The 16,659-nt window shown below is 62.9% G+C and carries 14 protein-coding genes; 6 read left to right on the top strand and 8 right to left on the bottom strand.

What is annotated here, in order from left to right; all coding sequences use genetic code 11:
- Positions 1–207: 207 nt before the first annotated feature.
- The 4 genes from FJ950_RS06545 to FJ950_RS06530 all read left to right on the top strand — a co-directional run bounded on the left by FJ950_RS06545 (position 208) and on the right by FJ950_RS06530 (position 6,368).
- Positions 208–1,785 (top strand): trimethylamine methyltransferase family protein, encoded by a 1,578-nt coding sequence (locus FJ950_RS06545; protein WP_140615950.1) that lies wholly within the window; start codon positions 208–210, stop codon positions 1,783–1,785.
- Positions 1,786–1,952: 167 nt separating this feature from the next.
- Entirely contained in the window at positions 1,953–2,438 is a 486-nt protein-coding gene (locus FJ950_RS06540) for a DUF559 domain-containing protein (protein ID WP_140615948.1), read from the top strand.
- Positions 2,435–5,005 carry an FAD-dependent oxidoreductase gene (locus tag FJ950_RS06535; protein WP_140615946.1) on the top strand — a complete coding sequence of 857 codons (2,571 nt, stop codon included), beginning with the start codon at positions 2,435–2,437 and terminating at the stop codon, positions 5,003–5,005. Before FJ950_RS06540 ends, FJ950_RS06535 begins: the two co-directional genes overlap by 4 nt.
- 7 nt (positions 5,006–5,012) lie before the next feature.
- Positions 5,013–6,368, top strand: coding sequence for a Xaa-Pro peptidase family protein (locus tag FJ950_RS06530; RefSeq protein WP_140615944.1), 1,356 nt, complete (start codon positions 5,013–5,015; stop codon positions 6,366–6,368).
- On the opposite strand, the gene FJ950_RS06525 is transcribed toward FJ950_RS06530, so the two are convergent.
- Together FJ950_RS06525 and FJ950_RS06520 are read right to left on the bottom strand one after the other, a co-directional pair.
- On the bottom strand, positions 6,333–7,160 hold the full coding sequence (locus FJ950_RS06525) for a PhnD/SsuA/transferrin family substrate-binding protein (RefSeq protein WP_140615942.1): 828 nt from the start codon (positions 7,158–7,160) through the stop codon (positions 6,333–6,335). The genes FJ950_RS06530 and FJ950_RS06525 overlap by 36 nt on opposite strands.
- A gap of 94 nt (positions 7,161–7,254) precedes the next feature.
- Positions 7,255–8,265, bottom strand: a complete 1,011-nt coding sequence (locus FJ950_RS06520; RefSeq protein WP_181166283.1) for a fatty acid desaturase — start codon at positions 8,263–8,265, stop codon at positions 7,255–7,257.
- A 228-nt stretch (positions 8,266–8,493) separates the two neighbouring features.
- On the opposite strand from FJ950_RS06520, the gene FJ950_RS06515 reads away from it, so the two are divergent.
- A complete protein-coding gene (locus FJ950_RS06515) occupies positions 8,494–9,351 on the top strand; it encodes a helix-turn-helix transcriptional regulator (protein ID WP_140615940.1) in 858 nt (285 codons plus the stop codon).
- Positions 9,352–9,472: 121 nt separating this feature from the next.
- Positions 9,473–10,495 carry a betaine--homocysteine S-methyltransferase gene (gene bmt, locus FJ950_RS06510; protein WP_015317437.1) on the top strand — a complete coding sequence of 341 codons (1,023 nt, stop codon included), beginning with the start codon at positions 9,473–9,475 and terminating at the stop codon, positions 10,493–10,495.
- 18 nt (positions 10,496–10,513) lie between these two features.
- Here the strand turns inward: bmt and FJ950_RS29455 are convergent, their stop codons facing one another.
- The 6 genes from FJ950_RS29455 to FJ950_RS06480 form a co-directional block, all read right to left on the bottom strand.
- Positions 10,514–10,696 carry a hypothetical protein gene (locus FJ950_RS29455; protein ID WP_224623363.1) on the bottom strand — a complete coding sequence of 61 codons (183 nt, stop codon included), beginning with the start codon at positions 10,694–10,696 and terminating at the stop codon, positions 10,514–10,516.
- Positions 10,697–10,915: 219 nt separating this feature from the next.
- Positions 10,916–11,611 (bottom strand): glutamine amidotransferase, encoded by a 696-nt coding sequence (locus FJ950_RS06500; protein WP_140615938.1) that lies wholly within the window; start codon positions 11,609–11,611, stop codon positions 10,916–10,918.
- A gap of 160 nt (positions 11,612–11,771) precedes the next feature.
- Positions 11,772–13,958 (bottom strand): VWA domain-containing protein, encoded by a 2,187-nt coding sequence (locus FJ950_RS06495; protein ID WP_140615936.1) that lies wholly within the window; start codon positions 13,956–13,958, stop codon positions 11,772–11,774.
- A 2-nt stretch (positions 13,959–13,960) separates the two neighbouring features.
- Positions 13,961–14,521, bottom strand: a complete 561-nt coding sequence (locus tag FJ950_RS06490; protein WP_140615934.1) for an RNA polymerase sigma factor — start codon at positions 14,519–14,521, stop codon at positions 13,961–13,963.
- Positions 14,522–14,641: 120 nt separating this feature from the next.
- Positions 14,642–15,820 carry an NAD(P)/FAD-dependent oxidoreductase gene (locus tag FJ950_RS06485; RefSeq protein WP_140616494.1) on the bottom strand — a complete coding sequence of 393 codons (1,179 nt, stop codon included), beginning with the start codon at positions 15,818–15,820 and terminating at the stop codon, positions 14,642–14,644.
- Between the two features lie 100 nt (positions 15,821–15,920).
- Positions 15,921–16,658, bottom strand: a complete 738-nt coding sequence (locus tag FJ950_RS06480; protein WP_140615932.1) for a dienelactone hydrolase family protein — start codon at positions 16,656–16,658, stop codon at positions 15,921–15,923.
- Position 16,659 lies beyond the last annotated feature (1 nt).

Genomic DNA, 16,659 nt, shown 5'->3' with positions numbered 1-16,659 from the left:
GGTACTGTAACGCCTCTTTAAATCTGCACCATCCGACAGCCTCACGCAGACCCTGCCGGCGCGCCGGTGTGGCCAGGGCGGAGTCGCGGCCACCTGGCTGCCGTTCCGGCATGTCGCTTCCCTCGCTCTAGTGGTCGCCGCCTCCGCAATGGCCGGAGGGGCGCCGGTCCATTATGCCGCCCGTTATCGCATCCTACGAGGACCATCATGACCGCCGCCCTACAACCCTCAGAACCGGCATTGGCGCCCGACCGTGCCCGCCGCGGCGGTCGCGCCGGCAAGCGCGCCGGTGGCTCGGCCGCGTTCGAGCAGCCGGCTTTCCGCCAACTGAAAAATCCGCTGACGCCGACCAAGCTGGTGTCCGAGGACGAGCTGGAATCGATCCACCTCGCCTCCTTGCGGGTGCTCAGGGAAATCGGTGTCGATGTGCTGCACGACGAAGCCCGCAGCATCATGAAGGCGCATGGCGCCGACGTACGCCAGGGCTCGGAGCGCGTGCGCTTCGACAGCGACATGATCCTGGAGCTGGTGTCGAACTGCCCGTCCGAATTCACCATCCATGCCCGCAACCCCGAGCACAATGTGCGCTTTGGCGGTGACAATCTGATCATCTCGATGATGGCCTCGGCGCCCAATTGCTCCGACATCGATCGCGGCCGCCGGCCCGGCAACCAGCAGGATTACCGCAATTTCCTGCGGCTGGCGCAGATGCACAACATCCTGAATTGCACGGGCGGCTATCCGGTCGAGCCGACCGACATCCACCCATCGGTGCGCCATCTCGAATGCATCCGCGACCTCGCCACGCTGACCGACAAGGTGTTCCACATCTATTCGCTCGGCAAGGAGCGCAATGTCGACGGTATCGAGATCACCCGCATCGCGCGCGGCATCAGCCATGAGCAATTGCTCGCGGAACCGTCCGTCTTCACCATCATCAACACCAATTCGCCGCTCAAGCTCGACGTGCCGATGATGGAAGGCATCATCCAGATGTCGAGCAAGGGCCAGGTCGTCATCGTCACGCCCTTCACCCTCTCGGGCGCCATGGCGCCCGTCACCATCGCCGGCGCGCTGGTGCAGCAGAATGCCGAGGCGCTGTCCGGCATTGCCTTCGCCCAGATGGTCAGGAAGGGCGCGCCGGTCGGCTATGGCGGCTTCACCTCTAACGTCGACATGAAGTCCGGTTCGCCGGCCTTCGGCACGCCCGAATACATGAAGGCACAGCTCGTCGGGGGCCAGCTCGCCCGCCGCTACAACATCCCCTACCGCACCTCCAACACCTGCGCCGCCAACACCGTCGATGCGCAGGCAGCCTATGAAAGCGTGTTCTCTCTGTGGGGCGCGGTGCAGGGCGGCGGCAACCTGATGATGCATGCGGCCGGCTGGCTGGAAGGCGGCCTGCGCTGCTCCTACGAGAAGACCATTCTGGATATCGACCTGTTGCAGATGGTGGCCGAATTCCTGACCCCGCTTGACCTTTCCGATGAAGCGCTCGGCTTCGACGCCATCCAGTCGGTCGGCCCCGGCGGCCACTTCTTCGGCACCCAGCACACGCAGGACCGCTACAAGACCGCGTTTTATTCGCCCATCCTTTCGGACTGGCGCAATTTCGAGACCTGGGCGGAAGCCGGCTCGCCAACGGCAATGGAAAAGGCCAACAAGGTTTGGAAGGAGCGGCTGGCCTCCTATGAAGAGCCCTACATGGATCCCGCCATCCGCGAGGAGCTCAACGCCTTTGTTGCGAAGCGCACAGCCGAAGGCGGCGCGCCGACCGATTTTTGAGCGGCAGTGTTCGTTTTGATGAGCCGATCATTCGTATGGATTCGATGAATAGTCGACCCCCACTCCGTCGAGCTTCGCTCGACACCTCTCCCCCGATCGACGGGGGAGAGGAAAAGCGCGAGCCTAGCCCAGTTGGCTCCCTTCCTCTCCCTCCGGAGGGGGGAGAGGTGGCGCTGCGAAGCAGCGACGGAGTGGGGGAAGGCGCTCCTCAAACGCGCAGTCGCCGAAAAACAGGCACAACCCAGAGAGCCAGAAAACTCAGGCAAGGCGACAATCAAGCGGAAGCACTGCTTTGGCTCGAACTAAAAGCCCGCAAGCTTGGCGGCTACAAGTTCACGCGACAGTTCTCTATCGAACCCTACTGCGCTGACTTCGCCTGCCGCGAAAAATGGCTTGTTGTCGAAGTCGACGGACACCAGCATGCGGACAGTCCCTATGACCGCCGCCGCGACGACTTCATGCGCGCTCAGGGCTATTCGATCCTGCGCCTTTGGAGCCATGACGTCGTGAAACATCGCACTTCCGTCTGTGAAACCATCCTTGCCGCGCTTGACGGCAAGCTGATCGAAAACATCGCTGTATCCGACCTCCGCTTTGTCTTCGTGTCCCATTCCTCCGATTCAATCTCTTCAAAAACGGAACTATCCTCATGAAATCCCATGCAAAAGCGGTTGTCATTGGCGGCGGTGTCGTCGGCTGCTCGGTGCTCTACCACCTGGCCAAGGCCGGCTGGACCGACATCATGCTGATCGAGCGCTCGGAGCTCACCTCCGGCTCGTCCTGGCATGCAGCCGGCGGCTTCCATACGCTGAACGGCGATCCGAACGTCGCCAAGCTGCAGGCCTATACGGTCCAGCTTTACAAGGAGATCGAGGAGATTTCGGGCCAGTCCTGCTCGCTGCACCTGACCGGCGGCGTGATGTTGGCCGATACGCCCGAGCGCATGGACTTCCTGCGCCTTGCCCACGCCAAAGGCCGCTATCTCGGCATGGACACCGAACTGATCACGCCGTCCGAGGCCAAGGCGATGTTCCCGCTGATGGACGAGACCAATTTCGTCGGCGCCATGTGGGATCCGGTCGAAGGCCATCTCGACCCCTCCGGCACCACTATTGCCTATTCCAAGGCGGCCAAAAAACTCGGCGCCGAAATCGTGCTGCGCAACCGCGTCGTCGACCTGACACAACAGCCGGACGGCACCTGGAACGTCGTCACCGAACAGGGCACGGTTCACGCCGAACACGTCGTCAACTGCGGCGGCCTGTGGGCGCGCGAGATCGGCCGCATGGTCGGCGTCGAGCTGCCGGTGCTGGCCATGGAGCACATGTATCTCTTGACCGAGCCGATGCCGGAGGTCGAGGAGTTCAACAAGTCGACCGGCCGCGAAATGATCGGTGTGCTCGACTTCAAGGGCGAGATCTACACCCGCCAGGAGCGCAACGGCATCCTGCTCGGCACCTATGAAAAGGCTTGCAAGCCGTGGTCGCCGGTCAACACGCCGTGGGACTTCGGCCATGAACTGCTGCCGCCCGATCTCGACCGCATCGCGCCGTCGCTGGAAATCGGCTTCAAGCATTTCCCCGGCATCGAGAAGGCCGGCATCAAGCAGATCATCAACGGCCCCTTTACCTTCGCGCTCGACGGCAATCCGCTGGTCGGCCCGGTGCAGGGCCTGACCAATTTCTGGTGCGCCTGCGCCGTCATGGCCGGCTTCAGCCAGGGCGGCGGCGTCGGCCTGGCGTTGTCCAATTGGATGGTGCATGGCGATCCGGGCTTCGACGTCTGGGGCATGGATGTCGCCCGCTTCGGCGAATGGGCCGGCCTGCGCTACACCAACGCCAAGGTGCGCGAAAACTATTCGCGCCGCTTCTCGATCCGGTTCCCCAACGAGGAACTGCCGGCTGCCCGCCCGGCGCAGACGACGCCGCTCTACGACACCATGCTCGCCAACAATGCCGTGATGGGCGACTCCTGGGGTCTCGAAACCCCGCTCTGGTTCGCGCCGAAGGGCAGCGAGCCGAAAGACGTCGTCTCCTTCCACCGCTCCAACGACTTTGGACCGATCGGCGAGGAAGTGCGCGCCACGCGCGAGCGCGTCGGCGTCACCGAGATCGCCAACTTCGCCAAATACGAAGTTTCGGGGCCGGGCGCGGAAGAGTTCCTCAACCGGCTGATGACCAACCGCATGCCGAAGACCGGTCGCATCGTGCTGACACCGATGATCAACGAGTTCGGCAAGCTGATCGGCGACTTCACCATCGCCAAGGCCGGTGAAGACCGCTTCATGATCTGGGGCTCGTCGGCAGCGCAGAAATACCACATGCGCTGGTTCGAAAAGCACCTGCCCAAGGATGGTTCGGTCCGCATCCACCGTTTCGACCAGACACTCGTCGGCCTGTCGATCGCCGGCCCGAAATCGCGCGACCTCCTGCAGAAGCTGGTCGATGTCGACATCTCGACCAAGGCCTTCCGCTTCATGGATTTCCGCGAGATGGCGGTCGGCGACGCGCCCTGCCTGGTCAACCGCATCACCTATACCGGTGACCTCGGCTACGAGATCTGGATGGCGCCAGCCTATGAGCGCCTAGTCTACAAGGCGATCAAGGACGCCGGCGAGGAATTCGGGATCGTCGATTTCGGCATGCGCGCCTTGCTGTCGATGCGCCTGGAAAAGAATTTCCCGACCTGGTTCCGTGAGTTGCGGCCGATTTACGGGCCGTTCGAAGGCTCCATGGACCGCTTCATCAAGCTCGAGAAGAACGACTTCATCGGCCGTGAAGCCGCCGCCAAGGAACAGGCGCAAGGGCCAAAACTGCGTCGCGTCTCCTTCATCGTCGATGCCGCCGATGCCGATGTGATGGGGGACGAACCGATCTGGGCCAAGGTCGACAAGGATTACGGCACGGTTGAAAAGCCGCATGGCTATGGCGCGCCGCGCTTCGACACGTCAGGCAAGGAAATACGTGGCTCGAAGGCCGCCGAAGGCGCGTCCGCCGTGCGCGGTATCGTCGACGGCGACTGGCGCGTGGTCGGCTGGGTGACATCGGGCGGCTATGCGCACTACGTTCAAAAGTCGATGGCGCAAGGCTATGTGCCGGCCGCCCTTGCCGAGGACGAAAGCGCGGGCCTGTTCGAGATCGAGATTCTTGGGTCTCGGCGTCCGGCCCGCATCAATGTCGAGGCGCCCTTCGATCCAAGCGGCGAGAAGATGCGGACCTGAGGACCGGATGGACAGCGGGGCGCCAAAGGGAAGCTTCGGCCGGCACCGCAAGATCATGCCGTTTGTATCAGGCTCGATCGAGGCGCTGCGCGACGCCTCCCGCGAGAAGGCGGCTTCGCTCAACCAGCATGTGCTGGGCTACGGCGCGCAAGCTGAAGCGGAATGGGCGGCGGCGGATATTAGCGCGCCCGACCTGCCGGCAATGCGAAAATACCGGCTCGAGCGCATCCGCGCCGAGCTGAAGCGCCGCGGCTATGCCGGTGCCTTGCTCTATGATCCCGTCAACATCCGCTATGCGACCGACTCGACCAACATGCAGCTCTGGGTCGCGCACAATCCGACGCGGCATTGCTTCGTCGCCACCGACGGGCCGGTGGTGCTGTTCGACTACTTTTCCTGCGAGCACCTGTCCGACCATTCCGGCATCGTCGACGAAGTGCGGCCGGCCGTGTCGTGGATGTATCTCTATGGCGGCGAGCTGACCGAGCAGAAAGTCCGCCGTTGGGCCGCCGGTATCGCCGATTTGATCAGGGAGCATGGCGGCGGCAACAACCGCATCGCCGTCGATCACATCAACCCGGAAGGCGTTGAAGAACTCCACCGCCTCGGCATTTCCATCGGCAATGGCGAGGCGGTGATGGAAAACGCGCGGCTGATCAAATCGCCTGATGAAATCCTTGCCATGCGCCGCGCCATCGTCGCTTGCGAGGCGGCGATGGGCGAGATGGAACAGGCGCTCAAGCCCGGTATCTCCGAAAACGAATTGTGGGCGCAACTCCATCGCGGCAACATCGCGCGCGGCGGCGAATGGATCGAGACGCGGCTGCTGACGTCGGGACCGCGCACCAATCCGTGGTTCCAGGAATGCTCGTCGCGGATCATGGAGGCCGGCGATCTCGTCGCCTTCGATACCGATTTGATCGGCCCCTACGGCTTCTGCGCCGATCTCTCGCGCACCTGGCTCTGTGGCGATACAAAGCCGACCAACGAACAGCGCGACCTGTTCCGCATCGCCGCCGACCAGATCGAGTACAACACCGCCTTGATGCAGCCCGGCGTCTCGTTTCGAGATCTGGTCGAACGCTCGGCTGTACCGCCCGGAGACTGCTTCCCAACCCGCTACGGCGTACTCTACCACGGCGTCGGCCTGGCCGACGAATATCCGACCTTGCCGCATGCCAGCGACTGGACGCCGGACACGCCCGACGGCATGCTCGAACCGGGCATGGTGCTGTGCGTCGAAAGCTATATCGGCAGGCTTGGCGGGCGTGAGGGTGTCAAGATCGAGGAACAGATCCTGATCACCGACACCGGCAACGAAAAGCTTTCAACCTACCCGTTGGACTCGAGGCTGCTCGGCTAGCCCGGCAAGCGCTTCGCGCATCGCGCGCACGGTCTTTTCCGGTGTCGTCCTGGCGGTGATGAACGGCAAGCCTCTGCGTCGCGCCGTCCAGCCGACGATCACGACCTTGCGCGCCGCCGGCTCGAAACGCCGTGCCAGCGCCCAGCTTTCGCAATCGATCGCGGCGACATCCGCTTTGCCTTCGGCGACCGCCACGATCGAGTCGCGATGGCCGCCGCTTTCGCTGTGCGATGAAAATATGTCCAGGTTTTCGCCGGCCGCTTTCAGGTCGCGCGTCAGCGCGATGATGCCCGACATGGAATCGAGGCTGTTGAAGGTGAAGCGCCTGCCCCGGATGAGATCGAGCGGCAGCAAGGCCTTGCCATCGGCGGGCGACCGAACCTCCGGCCCCTCGCCCGACCGCATCACCAGCGCGCTCGAATAAAGTTCGCCCTGCCCGCCTTCATAGGCGTCATAGCTTGGCTGACCGACCACCTGCACATGCCGGGACAGACCGAGTTCCATCGGCCCCCAGCAGGTCTGCGCGAACAGCAGCGCCGGATGCATCCAGAGCTTGTGGAAATCGAGTTCGTCCGGCGGCAGCGTCGCCGGATCGGGCGCGACGAGTTTACCTTCACCGTCCCGAATGCCGCCCGGCACCGGCGGCAGGTCGCCATTGCGGCGCACGATGGATTGCGGCGCATCGATACCCCTTCGCCGGAATGAATCGCGCAACGACGCCCATTGCGCGTCGACCTCGTCGCGCGCCTCCGGCCAGTCATACATCGGCAACGCCGCAATCAATTCGCTCATGCCGATATCAAACCACCATGCCGGGACAAAGGATCGCAAAAACGCGGCGCCCAATCAGAATTGGCCGACACGTTATCCACTCTACACGCGGATACTATTCCTTGGGCGGTTCGGCGGGAACCGGCGCGCTGCCAAGCCCACTGATGCTGCGCGCCCTGACGCGCGGCTTGAACGCCCTGCCCGGCTCGGGCGCGCGCCGCAGAACCGGATGCACGATCGGCTCCTTGGCCTTGAAGGCATAGGATCTGAGCAGCGCGAAATAGTTCGGATAGGCATAGCCATTGTTCATCCGCAGCCATTCCTCACGCCGGTCACGAAACAGCTTCGGCAGCCGGTACCAGGCGATGGTCGGGCTCTTGTGATGGACGAAGTGCAGATTGTTGTTGAGGAACAGGAACGACAGCGGTGAGCGCTCGACAATCACCGTGCGGCCTTCCGGATGCTCCGACCACTGGTGCTCGGCATAGGTGCGGATCGAGATCAGCGACTGGCCGAGCCAGACCGGCACCAGCACATAGAGCCAAACCGGCATGCCGAAGCCGAACTGCACGACCGGCAGCACCACGGCAAGGCCTATCGCATGCAGCAGCCAGGCCTTGCGGATCGCCTTGTCTCCGGCAATCACGTGCTTGGCGTCATCGATGAAGAAGCCGATGCAGGACAGCCATGGCCCCAGGACGAGGCGACCGGCCATGGTGTTGTTGACCTTCAGCACGAATTTCATCAGCGGCGGCATTTCTTCGTGCATCCAGAGCGCCTGGTAATAGCTCTCGGGATCGTCGAGCGGATCGGTCAGCCGCTCGTCCGCGTGGTGGCGCAGGTGAATGGTCTTGAAACGGCGGAACGGCCAGGCAAGGCCGATCGGCAGGAAGACGAAAGCTTCATTGACGAGGCCGTTGCGGGTCGGGTGACCATGCAGCACCTCGTGCATGATAGAGGATTGCAAAGCCAGCGTGACGGCCATGACGATCAGTGCAGCTATGGGATATGACGGCCAGAGGAAGAAGCCGGCGGCCAACCATGTGCCGTAGCAGAAGAAAGCGAGAACCACGGTCGGCCATTCGATGGCCGATCTGCTGCTTCGACGGATGCTCTTGCCAGTCATGCTATCGACCACTGTCCTCAGTCGCCGGAACCCCAACCGGTTCCTGACAGCATTGTGTCAGGAGATATGATTCCACTCAACGCGACAAAGTGCACAAAATGTTGCGTCTGCGCATTCTTGGCTGCATATGTTATACATTGTAAACAGTCTTAGGGATTCGTTTACGCCTGAAGCGCTTCTTCGGCCGCTTCGGCGAAAAATTTTCCTCCCGATCCAAGGAGTGAGATGATGGACAAGCGCGACCTGTCGGCAATCTTCCGGGAGCGTCTGAAGCTCCTCCTGACACGCTCCGACCTCAACCAATCGGCTTTCGCGTCAGCAGTCGGCATCGACAGGTCGGCGCTGTCGCAACTGATGTCAGGTGCCTCGACCCGCCTGCCGCGCGCCGAAACCTTGCTCAACATCGCCGCCGAATTCAAAGTGTCGCTAGACTGGCTGCTTGGTCTTAGCCAGGACGAGGGCGTGACCGGCGAAATCCGCGAGAGCCTGGAGATCGAGGAAGCGCCCGACGGTTTCGACCGCACGCTGCTCGCCAAATGGTTCGCGGAAGCGGCGGGCACCAAGATCCGCTATGTGCCGGCTGGCATTCCCGATCTCCTGCGCACCCACGCGCTCGTCGACTACGAAGCCAACATCACCAACAGGAGCCGACTGGCGCAGGCCAGCGAAACGCAATACCGCATCGAGTACAACCGGCGGCCGGAAACGGACATGGAAGTCTGCATGCCGCGCCACACGCTGGAGATCTTCGCCCGCGGCCTCGGTGTGTGGGACCGTTTCCCGGCGGCCGACCGCCAGCAGCAGCTTGCCCATATGGCGACGCTGCTCGACGACCTCTACCCGACCTTCCGCCTGTTCCTTTATGATGGCCGCATGCGCTATTCGATCCCGCTGACCATATTCGGCCCCTATCGCGCGGCGATCTATGTCGGCGACATGTATGTGGTGCTGAACGCCACCCAGCCGGTCCAGGCCCTGACCCAACATTTCGACAATCTGATCCGCGCCGCCGACATCAATCCGCACGAAGCGGCCGCCTTCGCGCGCAACCTGGCCGACATGTCGTTCGCATCAGGCTCTGCCTGAGCGCTCAGCACCGCATTTTCATTGACTGGACATAAAGACTTCTTTATATCCTTATTCGAATTCCCAGACATGTTCGAATTCCAAGACACGGTTCGAATTCCAGGACACGAAAGCCAATCCGATGACGACGAGCAATCCGATCGATGCGCTGCTGGCTGAAAAGGGTGTGCTGCTGGCCGATGGCGCCACGGGCACCAATTTGTTCGCCATGGGTCTGGAGGCCGGCGAGGCGCCGGAACTGCTGAACGAAACCGCGCCCGACACCATCACCAGCCTGCACCAGAATTTCGTCGACGCCGGCGCCGACATCATCCTGACCAACTCGTTCGGCGGCACCCGCCACCGGCTGAAACTGCACCATGCGCAGGACCGCGTGCATGCGCTGAACAAGCGCGCGGCCGAGATCGCCCGCGCTGTCGCCGACAAGGCCGGCCGCAAGGTGATCGTCGCCGGCTCGGTCGGTCCGACAGGGGAATTGCTGGTGCCGCTTGGTGCCATGACCTATGACGAAGCGGTCGACGCCTTTGCCGAGCAGATCGAAGGTCTCAAGGAAGGTGGCGCCGAAGTCGCCTGGATCGAGACGATGTCGGCGCCCGACGAGATCCGCGCGGCGGCCGAAGCCGCTATCCGCGTCGGCCTGCCCTACACCTATACCGGCTCGTTCGACACCGCCGGCCGCACCATGATGGGCCTGCTGCCGAAAGACATCCACGGCGTCGCCGACGGCCTGTCGCAAGCGCCGCTCGGGGTTGGCGCCAATTGCGGCGTCGGCGCTTCCGACATCCTGGCCTCGCTGCTCGACATGACCGAGGCCAAGCCGGAGGCGACTGTCATCGTCAAGGGCAATTGCGGCATTCCCGAATTCCGTGGCACCGAGATCCACTATTCCGGTACGCCGGAACTGATGGCCGATTATGTCCGGCTCGCCGTGGATGGCGGAGCCAAGATCATCGGTGGCTGCTGCGGCACCTCGTTCCAGCATCTGGCCGCGATGCGCAAGGCGCTCGACGCCCACACCAGGGCGGATCGCCCGACCGTCGAAAAAATCGTCGAGCGCATTGGCCCGATGCGCAACAAGGTGGCGACGGCAAACACCGCCGAGACCAGCGAAGCCCGCCGCGAGCGGCGGCGCAGCCGCGCCTGAGGCGATTTCTTTTTGCGGTTATTCGCTGTTGTCGGCGTAGCTTGACTGCGCCGACTGGAAATCGACCACGTTGTCGCCGCGCATTGTTGCCAGCGCACCGGATGCGCTCGGATCGGAAATCTGCTCCAGCATGACGCGGAAGCGGTCATTGGTCAGCGCCGACATGGCGGTGTGGCGCGCCTGCGCGACATCGTCGCTCATGCGTCTGGATTCGGCTGACGGGGCTGATAAACTCGCCGAAGCGTCCCGTGCCGGCGGAGTCGGGTTGGCGATGGTTGTGATTTTCAATTCCGGCTCCCTCAAGCCTTAGACATGACCGGTGTAGCGAGAGGAAATTGCGATCCGGTACCGGAAATGCCGAGCAATTTAACGATCCCGTGCGGGTCGCTCCAATCTTGCGGCAGTATCGTCGTCGACCAGCTAGATCAAAGGCGGAAAAAGTTTACGCAGGAACCCGTTGAACCAGGCGGCCTGCGCTGCATCATGCAGGCTCATAAGACGATCCTGTTCTTCACGCGTCTGCGCGCCCGGCTTGTCATAGTTCGCGGTCGGGCGGTCCTGTACACGTCGAAAACCTGTACGCGTGACTTCCGCGTGGAACTGCAATCCGTAGATCTTATCACCGATGCGAAAAGCCTGGTTGGGAAACGAGGCGCTCGAAGCAAGGTGCTGGGCGCCTTCAGGCAAATCAAAGCCGTGCCAGTGTGATTGCGTGACATGGATCGGCTCGGACAGAAAATCCTCCGCTCCCGCTGTCGGGTAGAGTGGATAGCAGCCAAATTCATGCACGCCGCTCACCGGCGGACCGACATGAGCACCGCGATGCCAGGCGATCTGCTGCGCGCCTTGGCAGATGCCGAGCAAGGGGATATCGGAACTCATGCAGAAGTCGATAAATCGGTACTCGTTCACCAAGAATGGATGCAGTGACGTGTCGTAGACATTGTACATTCCGCCGTAGACCACGCCGCCCGCGACATCCTCATCCGCCTCCAGCGCCTCTCCGGCATAGGCTCGACGCAAGACGGGCTGGTAGCCGCTTTGCTGGAGGTAGGCGAACACACGGTCGTCGGCAGGTTCGTCGCCGTGCCGCACCAGGATAATACGTCTCTTCATTGCTCTCTGCCTTCCTCCCGCCAGAATGGGTGGTGGACGACCATGGCGCAACGAAAAAAAGGCCGGCAAGGGCAAAGATCCCTCGCCGGCCTGCCTCACCGCCCGTGGGCCGGTTATCAGAACGATCCCATCATCTGAAAGAAACCGGCCGTCATCGCCACTACCGGTTGCCGCCCAGCGCCGAGGCAAGGCGCACAAGCGAAAGGAACTCGGACCTGTACCCAAACGGGTCGGCTCCTCGGGCGGCAGTGGCAATCTCCATGATCTTGTCGTAGCCGAACTTCGCGGTCGCATCCTCGTCGCGCAGCTTCTGGCCGAAGGCCGCGACGGCTACGGAGAAACGCTGGTCGGTACTGGCCTGATCGAAGGACGCGACCTCGTTGGCCGAGGTCACCGGCGTGGTGATCAGCTTCGAGACGTCCTCGTTGGGCAGCTTGTAGCGGATCTTGACGAAGGCATATTCGTCCGCATTGACGACACCGCCATTGTTGACTGTCGCCTGGCCGTAGCGCAGCGGATCGATCTGCTCGCCGCCACCGCCTTTGGGCGTGATCTCGTAGATCGCGGTGACCGAATGGCCCGAGCCGATATCGCCGGCATCGACGCGGTCATTGTTGAAATCCTCGCGGTTGAGCGCCCGGGTCTCGTAGCCGATCAGCCGGTATTCCGACACCTTGTCCGGGTTGAACTCGACCTGGATCTTGACGTCCTTGGCGATGGTGAACAGCGTCGAGGAGGCATCTTCGACCAGCACCTTCTCGGCCTCGGCCAGCGTGTCGATATAGGCGGCGGTGCCGTTGCCGTTCTGGGCAATGGTCTGCATCATTTCATCGTTCAGATTGCCGCGGCCGAAGCCGAACACCGACAGAAACACGCCGGTCTTGCGTTCGCTCTCGATCAGCCGCTTCAGGTCATCATCATCGGTCTGGCCGACATTGAAGTCGCCGTCAGTGGCAAGCATCACTCGGTTGACGCCATCCTTGATGAAGGACTGCTGGGCAAGCTTGTAGGCTTCCTTGATGCCGGCCTCGCCTGCCGTCGAGCCACCGGGCTGCAGATTGTCGATGGCATTGAGGATCTTGTCCTTCTCGGCAACCTTTGTCGGCATCAGCACGGTGCCGGCATCGCCCGCATAGGTGACGATCGAGATGGTGTCGTCGGCCTTCAGCTTGCTGACCAGCAGCCGGAACGCCGACTTGAGCAGCGGCAGCTTGTCCGGTTCGTCCATCGAGCCCGACACGTCGATCAGGAAGACCAGATTGGCCTTCGGCTGCTCGGTCGGCTTGATGTCGAAACCCTTGATGGCGACGTGCATCAGCTTGGTGTGCGCGTTCCACGGCGTCGGCATGACGCTGACGGTCGAGTTGAACGGCGTTGAGGCCGATTCCGGCCCCTTCCAGTCATAAGGGAAGTAATTGATCATCTCCTCGACGCGGACCGCGTCGGCTTGCGGCAGGTAGCCCTGCTTCAGCGAGCCGCGCACGAAGGAATAGGACGCGGTGTCGACATCGATCGAGAAGGTCGAGACCGGGTCTTGCAGTGCCGCATGCACGGGATTGGTCTTGAAATCCTGGACGCGATCGCGGTTTTCCTCCTGCGGCGCGATCTGGTCGGCCGGGATGGCCGCCGGCTGCTGCGGGGCCATAAGCTTGGGCTCGGCAGCTTGGACGCGATTGGCCCGCGCGGCATTAGGCGCGTTTGGCATGAGGCCGGCACTCTCCCGTGAAACCTCACCGCTGGGTGCGGGGGCCGGCCTGGAGGTTGGCAAAGTCCCATACTCCACCTCCTTGCCGCTGTAGGTCTTTAGGTCAAACCTCGACGATACAGTGGGGCTCACCGGCGCGCTCGATTGTGCTGCGCCACCGGCGGCATCCGATTCGGAGTTCGGCGGCGCGGCCGGCGCAAGCGCATCGCTGGCATCACGGCTTTCCACGTCCAAGTCTGCTTTCTTGTCCTTCTCCAGCGCCGTCGGGGCCTGTTTCGGCTCGGCGACGGTTGGCTTCTGCGTCGCCGGCTTGTCGGCCAGCGTCTCGGTGATCTTCTCGTCGCCGCCGAACGGCGACGGCTGTTCCCTCAGCATATGGAAGGTGGCGTATCCGGCGATCGGCAGGGCGACGAGCCCGGCAAGGGCCGGCGTGGCAATGAATTTCTTTTGCATGATCTCGCTCCAGAGCTTTTGTGCTCGCTCCGTGAGACGAAGGCCGCCAACCGATCCTTGGGTGACGGCGGAAATATTTTCCTGATCATAGGCGCGCAGGGCAGCTTCGAAGGCGCGTGCCTTCGCGCTCTCGCCCGGCGCCGGTACCGCTGCATTGCGCAGCTTTCTGAGTTCGTTGTCGTCGACCATGGTCACACTTCCCCGGCTGAACGCATCAACGTCTTCAGCCGTTTCTTCGCTTCATGGATGTGCCAGGAAACCGTCGTCTCCGAGATCGCCATCGCCTCGGCGGCGGCCGCGTGGCTCAAGCCTTCGCCATGGACAAGCATCACGGCATCGCGCTGCTTGTCCGGCAATTGCCGCACCGCCGCCCACAACGCCTCGGTCGGGCCTTCACCCTCGGCCGGGCCTTCGCCCGAAATCAGCGCATGGACGCCATAGGCCTCGGTCTTGACCGTTTCGCGCTGGGTCTTGCGCATCGTGTCGCGCGCGGCGTTCATCGTCATGGTGTAGAGCCATGTCGTGAACGCGCCGCCGCCGCGATAATCGCGGATCGCCTTGCCCAGCCTGACACAGACTTCCTGGGCGATGTCTTCGGCATCGGCCTTCCTGCCGCACCAGCGATAGGCGGCGCGATAGACGAAGTCGTAGTGACGCTCCAGCAATTTGCCGAAGGCCCCCCTGTCTCCGCCCTTCGCCCGCCCGATCAGTTCGGCGTCGGAGGCTTCGCTCTCATCCAGCATCATCGCCATCATTTGCCTGTTGGACGAAGGCTAATGGCTAATCCTTGGGGTGATGGAAAGATTTTTTCTCCATTTGGGCGTTTGCGTCCAGGGCGTACCGAGTGAGGTCAGGCCGGCCTCACCTGAATGTCAACACGCCTGGCCCGCCGCCCAGCCCGACGACCACGCCCATTGGAAATTATAGCCGCCGAGCCAGCCGGTGACGTCGACGACCTCGCCGATGAAGAACAGGCCCGGCACCAGCTTCGCCTGCATGGTCTTCTGGTCGAGGCCGTTGGTGTCTACCCCGCCGAGCGTCACTTCGGCCGTCCGGTAGCCCTCCGAACCGGCTGGCTTGATGCGCCAGTCGTTCACCGCGGCCTCGACGGTTTTGATCTGGGCCTCGGAAAGATCGGCGAGGTTGCCGTCCAGCCCGGTTTGCTCGGCTATCGCCTGAGCCAGTCGTTTCGGCAAATGATTTGCCAGCACGGTCTGCACCGCTTGCCGGCCATTGCCACGCCTGGCGGCGCGGACGAGCTCAGCCACATCCGTGCCCGGCAGCATGGCGATGCGGATCTCATCGCCCTCGCGCCAATAGGAGGAGATCTGCAGGACGGATGGCCCGCTGACGCCGCGATGCGTGAACAGCATCGCCTCGGAAAACCGCGTCTTGCCGCAGGCAATCTCGGCGTCGACCGCGTTTCCGGCCAGGGGCGAAAGCCGCTCAAGCGTTTTTGCGTCGAAGGTCAGCGGCACCAGGGCAGGCCGTGTTTCGACGACGGCAAGGCCAAACCGTTCGGCAAGCTCGTAGCCGAAGCCCGTCGCGCCCATCTTGGGGATCGACTTGCCGCCACAGGCCACGACCAGGGACTGGCAGGAAACCGAGCCCGTGGAGAGGGCGAGTTCAAACGCTTCCTCGGTTCTGCCGATAGCCTCGACGCGGGTCGACAATACCAGCTCGGCGCCCCTGCCCCGCATTTCCGAGACCAGCATATTGATGATCTGGCGCGCCGAGCCGTCGCAGAACAGCTGCCCCAATGTCTTCTCGTGGTAGGCAATGCCGTGGCGTTCGACCAGCGCAATGAAGTCGCGCTGTGTATAGCGGCTGAGCGCCGAGATGCAGAAATGCGGATTCCTCGATATGAAATTCTTCGGGCTCGCATGGATGTTGGTGAAATTGCACCGGCCGCCGCCGGAGATGCGGATCTTTTCGCCAGGCGCCGCCGCGTGATCGAGGATCAGCACCGAACGGCCGCGCTTGGCGGCTTCCACGGCACACATCATTCCGGCGGCGCCGGCGCCGATGATCACGACATCATAGGATTGCATCAGGTTGATCGTTCCCGCGCGGCTCCCGCTCATTCAGCGAGACCGCCCTGATACCGCGAACGGATCGGGCAGCCAACAGGCGGGAATAGCCGCGCGAGACTCAGGTCAGTGTCTCGGCAAACAGCGCCGTCAGCCGTTTCCAGTGACGCTCGGCTCCCCCTTCGTTGTAGACACTGTGGTCGGGCACGCACCAGCCATGCGCCATGCCGACATAATTCTCCAGCAGATAGTCGACTCCCGCCGTCCTCAGCGCCTCGGCCAGCTTGGTCGACTGCTCCGGGGGAAAGCTCCGGTCGACGCCCGCCATGCCGACATAGACGCGCGCCTTGATGGAGGCCGCCTTGCGGTGCGGGCTGTCGGCGGCATCGCTGGCGAGGTTGCCGCCATGGAAACTGGCGGCGGCCTTGACCCTGTCGGGGTAGGTTGCAGCGGCGTTGAGCGCCCGCGCCCCGCCCATGCAATAGCCGACAGTGCCGATCGGTCCCGTGACGCCTTCGCCGGCGAGCGCGTCGACAAAGGCGGCGCTGTCGCTGATGGTCATTTCCTGCGTCGTGCCGGTGACCAGCGCCATCAGCGGCGCCCTGGTCCTTTCTTCGACAAAAGCGGTCTTGGCGTCGAACGGGCCATAAGGAGCATTGCGGTAGAAGAGATCGGGCACCAGCACCGCATAGCCCTCGCCCGCCAGCCGTTCCGCCATCAGGTCAAGCGCCGGGCGCGGACCGAAGGCGTCCTGGTAGAGAATGACGCCAGCCTTGGCTGAAGAAACCTTGGCCGAGCGGAACAGGCCTGCCTTCGCCACACCGTCACGGGTCTTGATGTGAAGGTCCTGCTTCATCATT

The organism is Mesorhizobium sp. B2-3-14 (assembly GCF_006442175.1).
Classification (GTDB): domain Bacteria; phylum Pseudomonadota; class Alphaproteobacteria; order Rhizobiales; family Rhizobiaceae; genus Mesorhizobium; species Mesorhizobium australicum.
The sequence above is the reverse complement of the archived record's forward strand: the minus strand, read 5'-3'. Positions and strand labels throughout refer to the sequence as shown.

Coding starts and splice junctions, on each gene's coding strand:
- FJ950_RS06480 (WP_140615932.1), bottom strand. CDS start 16,658: ATGATGAAGCAGGACCTTCACATCAAGACCCGTGACGGTGTGGCGAAG.
- FJ950_RS06500 (WP_140615938.1), bottom strand. CDS start 11,611: ATGAAGAGACGTATTATCCTGGTGCGGCACGGCGACGAACCTGCCGAC.
- FJ950_RS29455 (WP_224623363.1), bottom strand. CDS start 10,696: ATGAGCGACGATGTCGCGCAGGCGCGCCACACCGCCATGTCGGCGCTG.
- FJ950_RS06485 (WP_140616494.1), bottom strand. CDS start 15,820: ATGCAATCCTATGATGTCGTGATCATCGGCGCCGGCGCCGCCGGAATG.
- FJ950_RS06515 (WP_140615940.1), top strand. CDS start 8,494: ATGGACAAGCGCGACCTGTCGGCAATCTTCCGGGAGCGTCTGAAGCTC.
- FJ950_RS06535 (WP_140615946.1), top strand. CDS start 2,435: ATGAAATCCCATGCAAAAGCGGTTGTCATTGGCGGCGGTGTCGTCGGC.
- FJ950_RS06520 (WP_181166283.1), bottom strand. CDS start 8,265: ATGACTGGCAAGAGCATCCGTCGAAGCAGCAGATCGGCCATCGAATGG.
- FJ950_RS06490 (WP_140615934.1), bottom strand. CDS start 14,521: ATGGCGATGATGCTGGATGAGAGCGAAGCCTCCGACGCCGAACTGATC.
- FJ950_RS06530 (WP_140615944.1), top strand. CDS start 5,013: ATGGACAGCGGGGCGCCAAAGGGAAGCTTCGGCCGGCACCGCAAGATC.
- FJ950_RS06525 (WP_140615942.1), bottom strand. CDS start 7,160: ATGAGCGAATTGATTGCGGCGTTGCCGATGTATGACTGGCCGGAGGCG.
- bmt (WP_015317437.1), top strand. CDS start 9,473: ATGACGACGAGCAATCCGATCGATGCGCTGCTGGCTGAAAAGGGTGTG.
- FJ950_RS06545 (WP_140615950.1), top strand. CDS start 208: ATGACCGCCGCCCTACAACCCTCAGAACCGGCATTGGCGCCCGACCGT.
- FJ950_RS06495 (WP_140615936.1), bottom strand. CDS start 13,958: ATGGTCGACGACAACGAACTCAGAAAGCTGCGCAATGCAGCGGTACCG.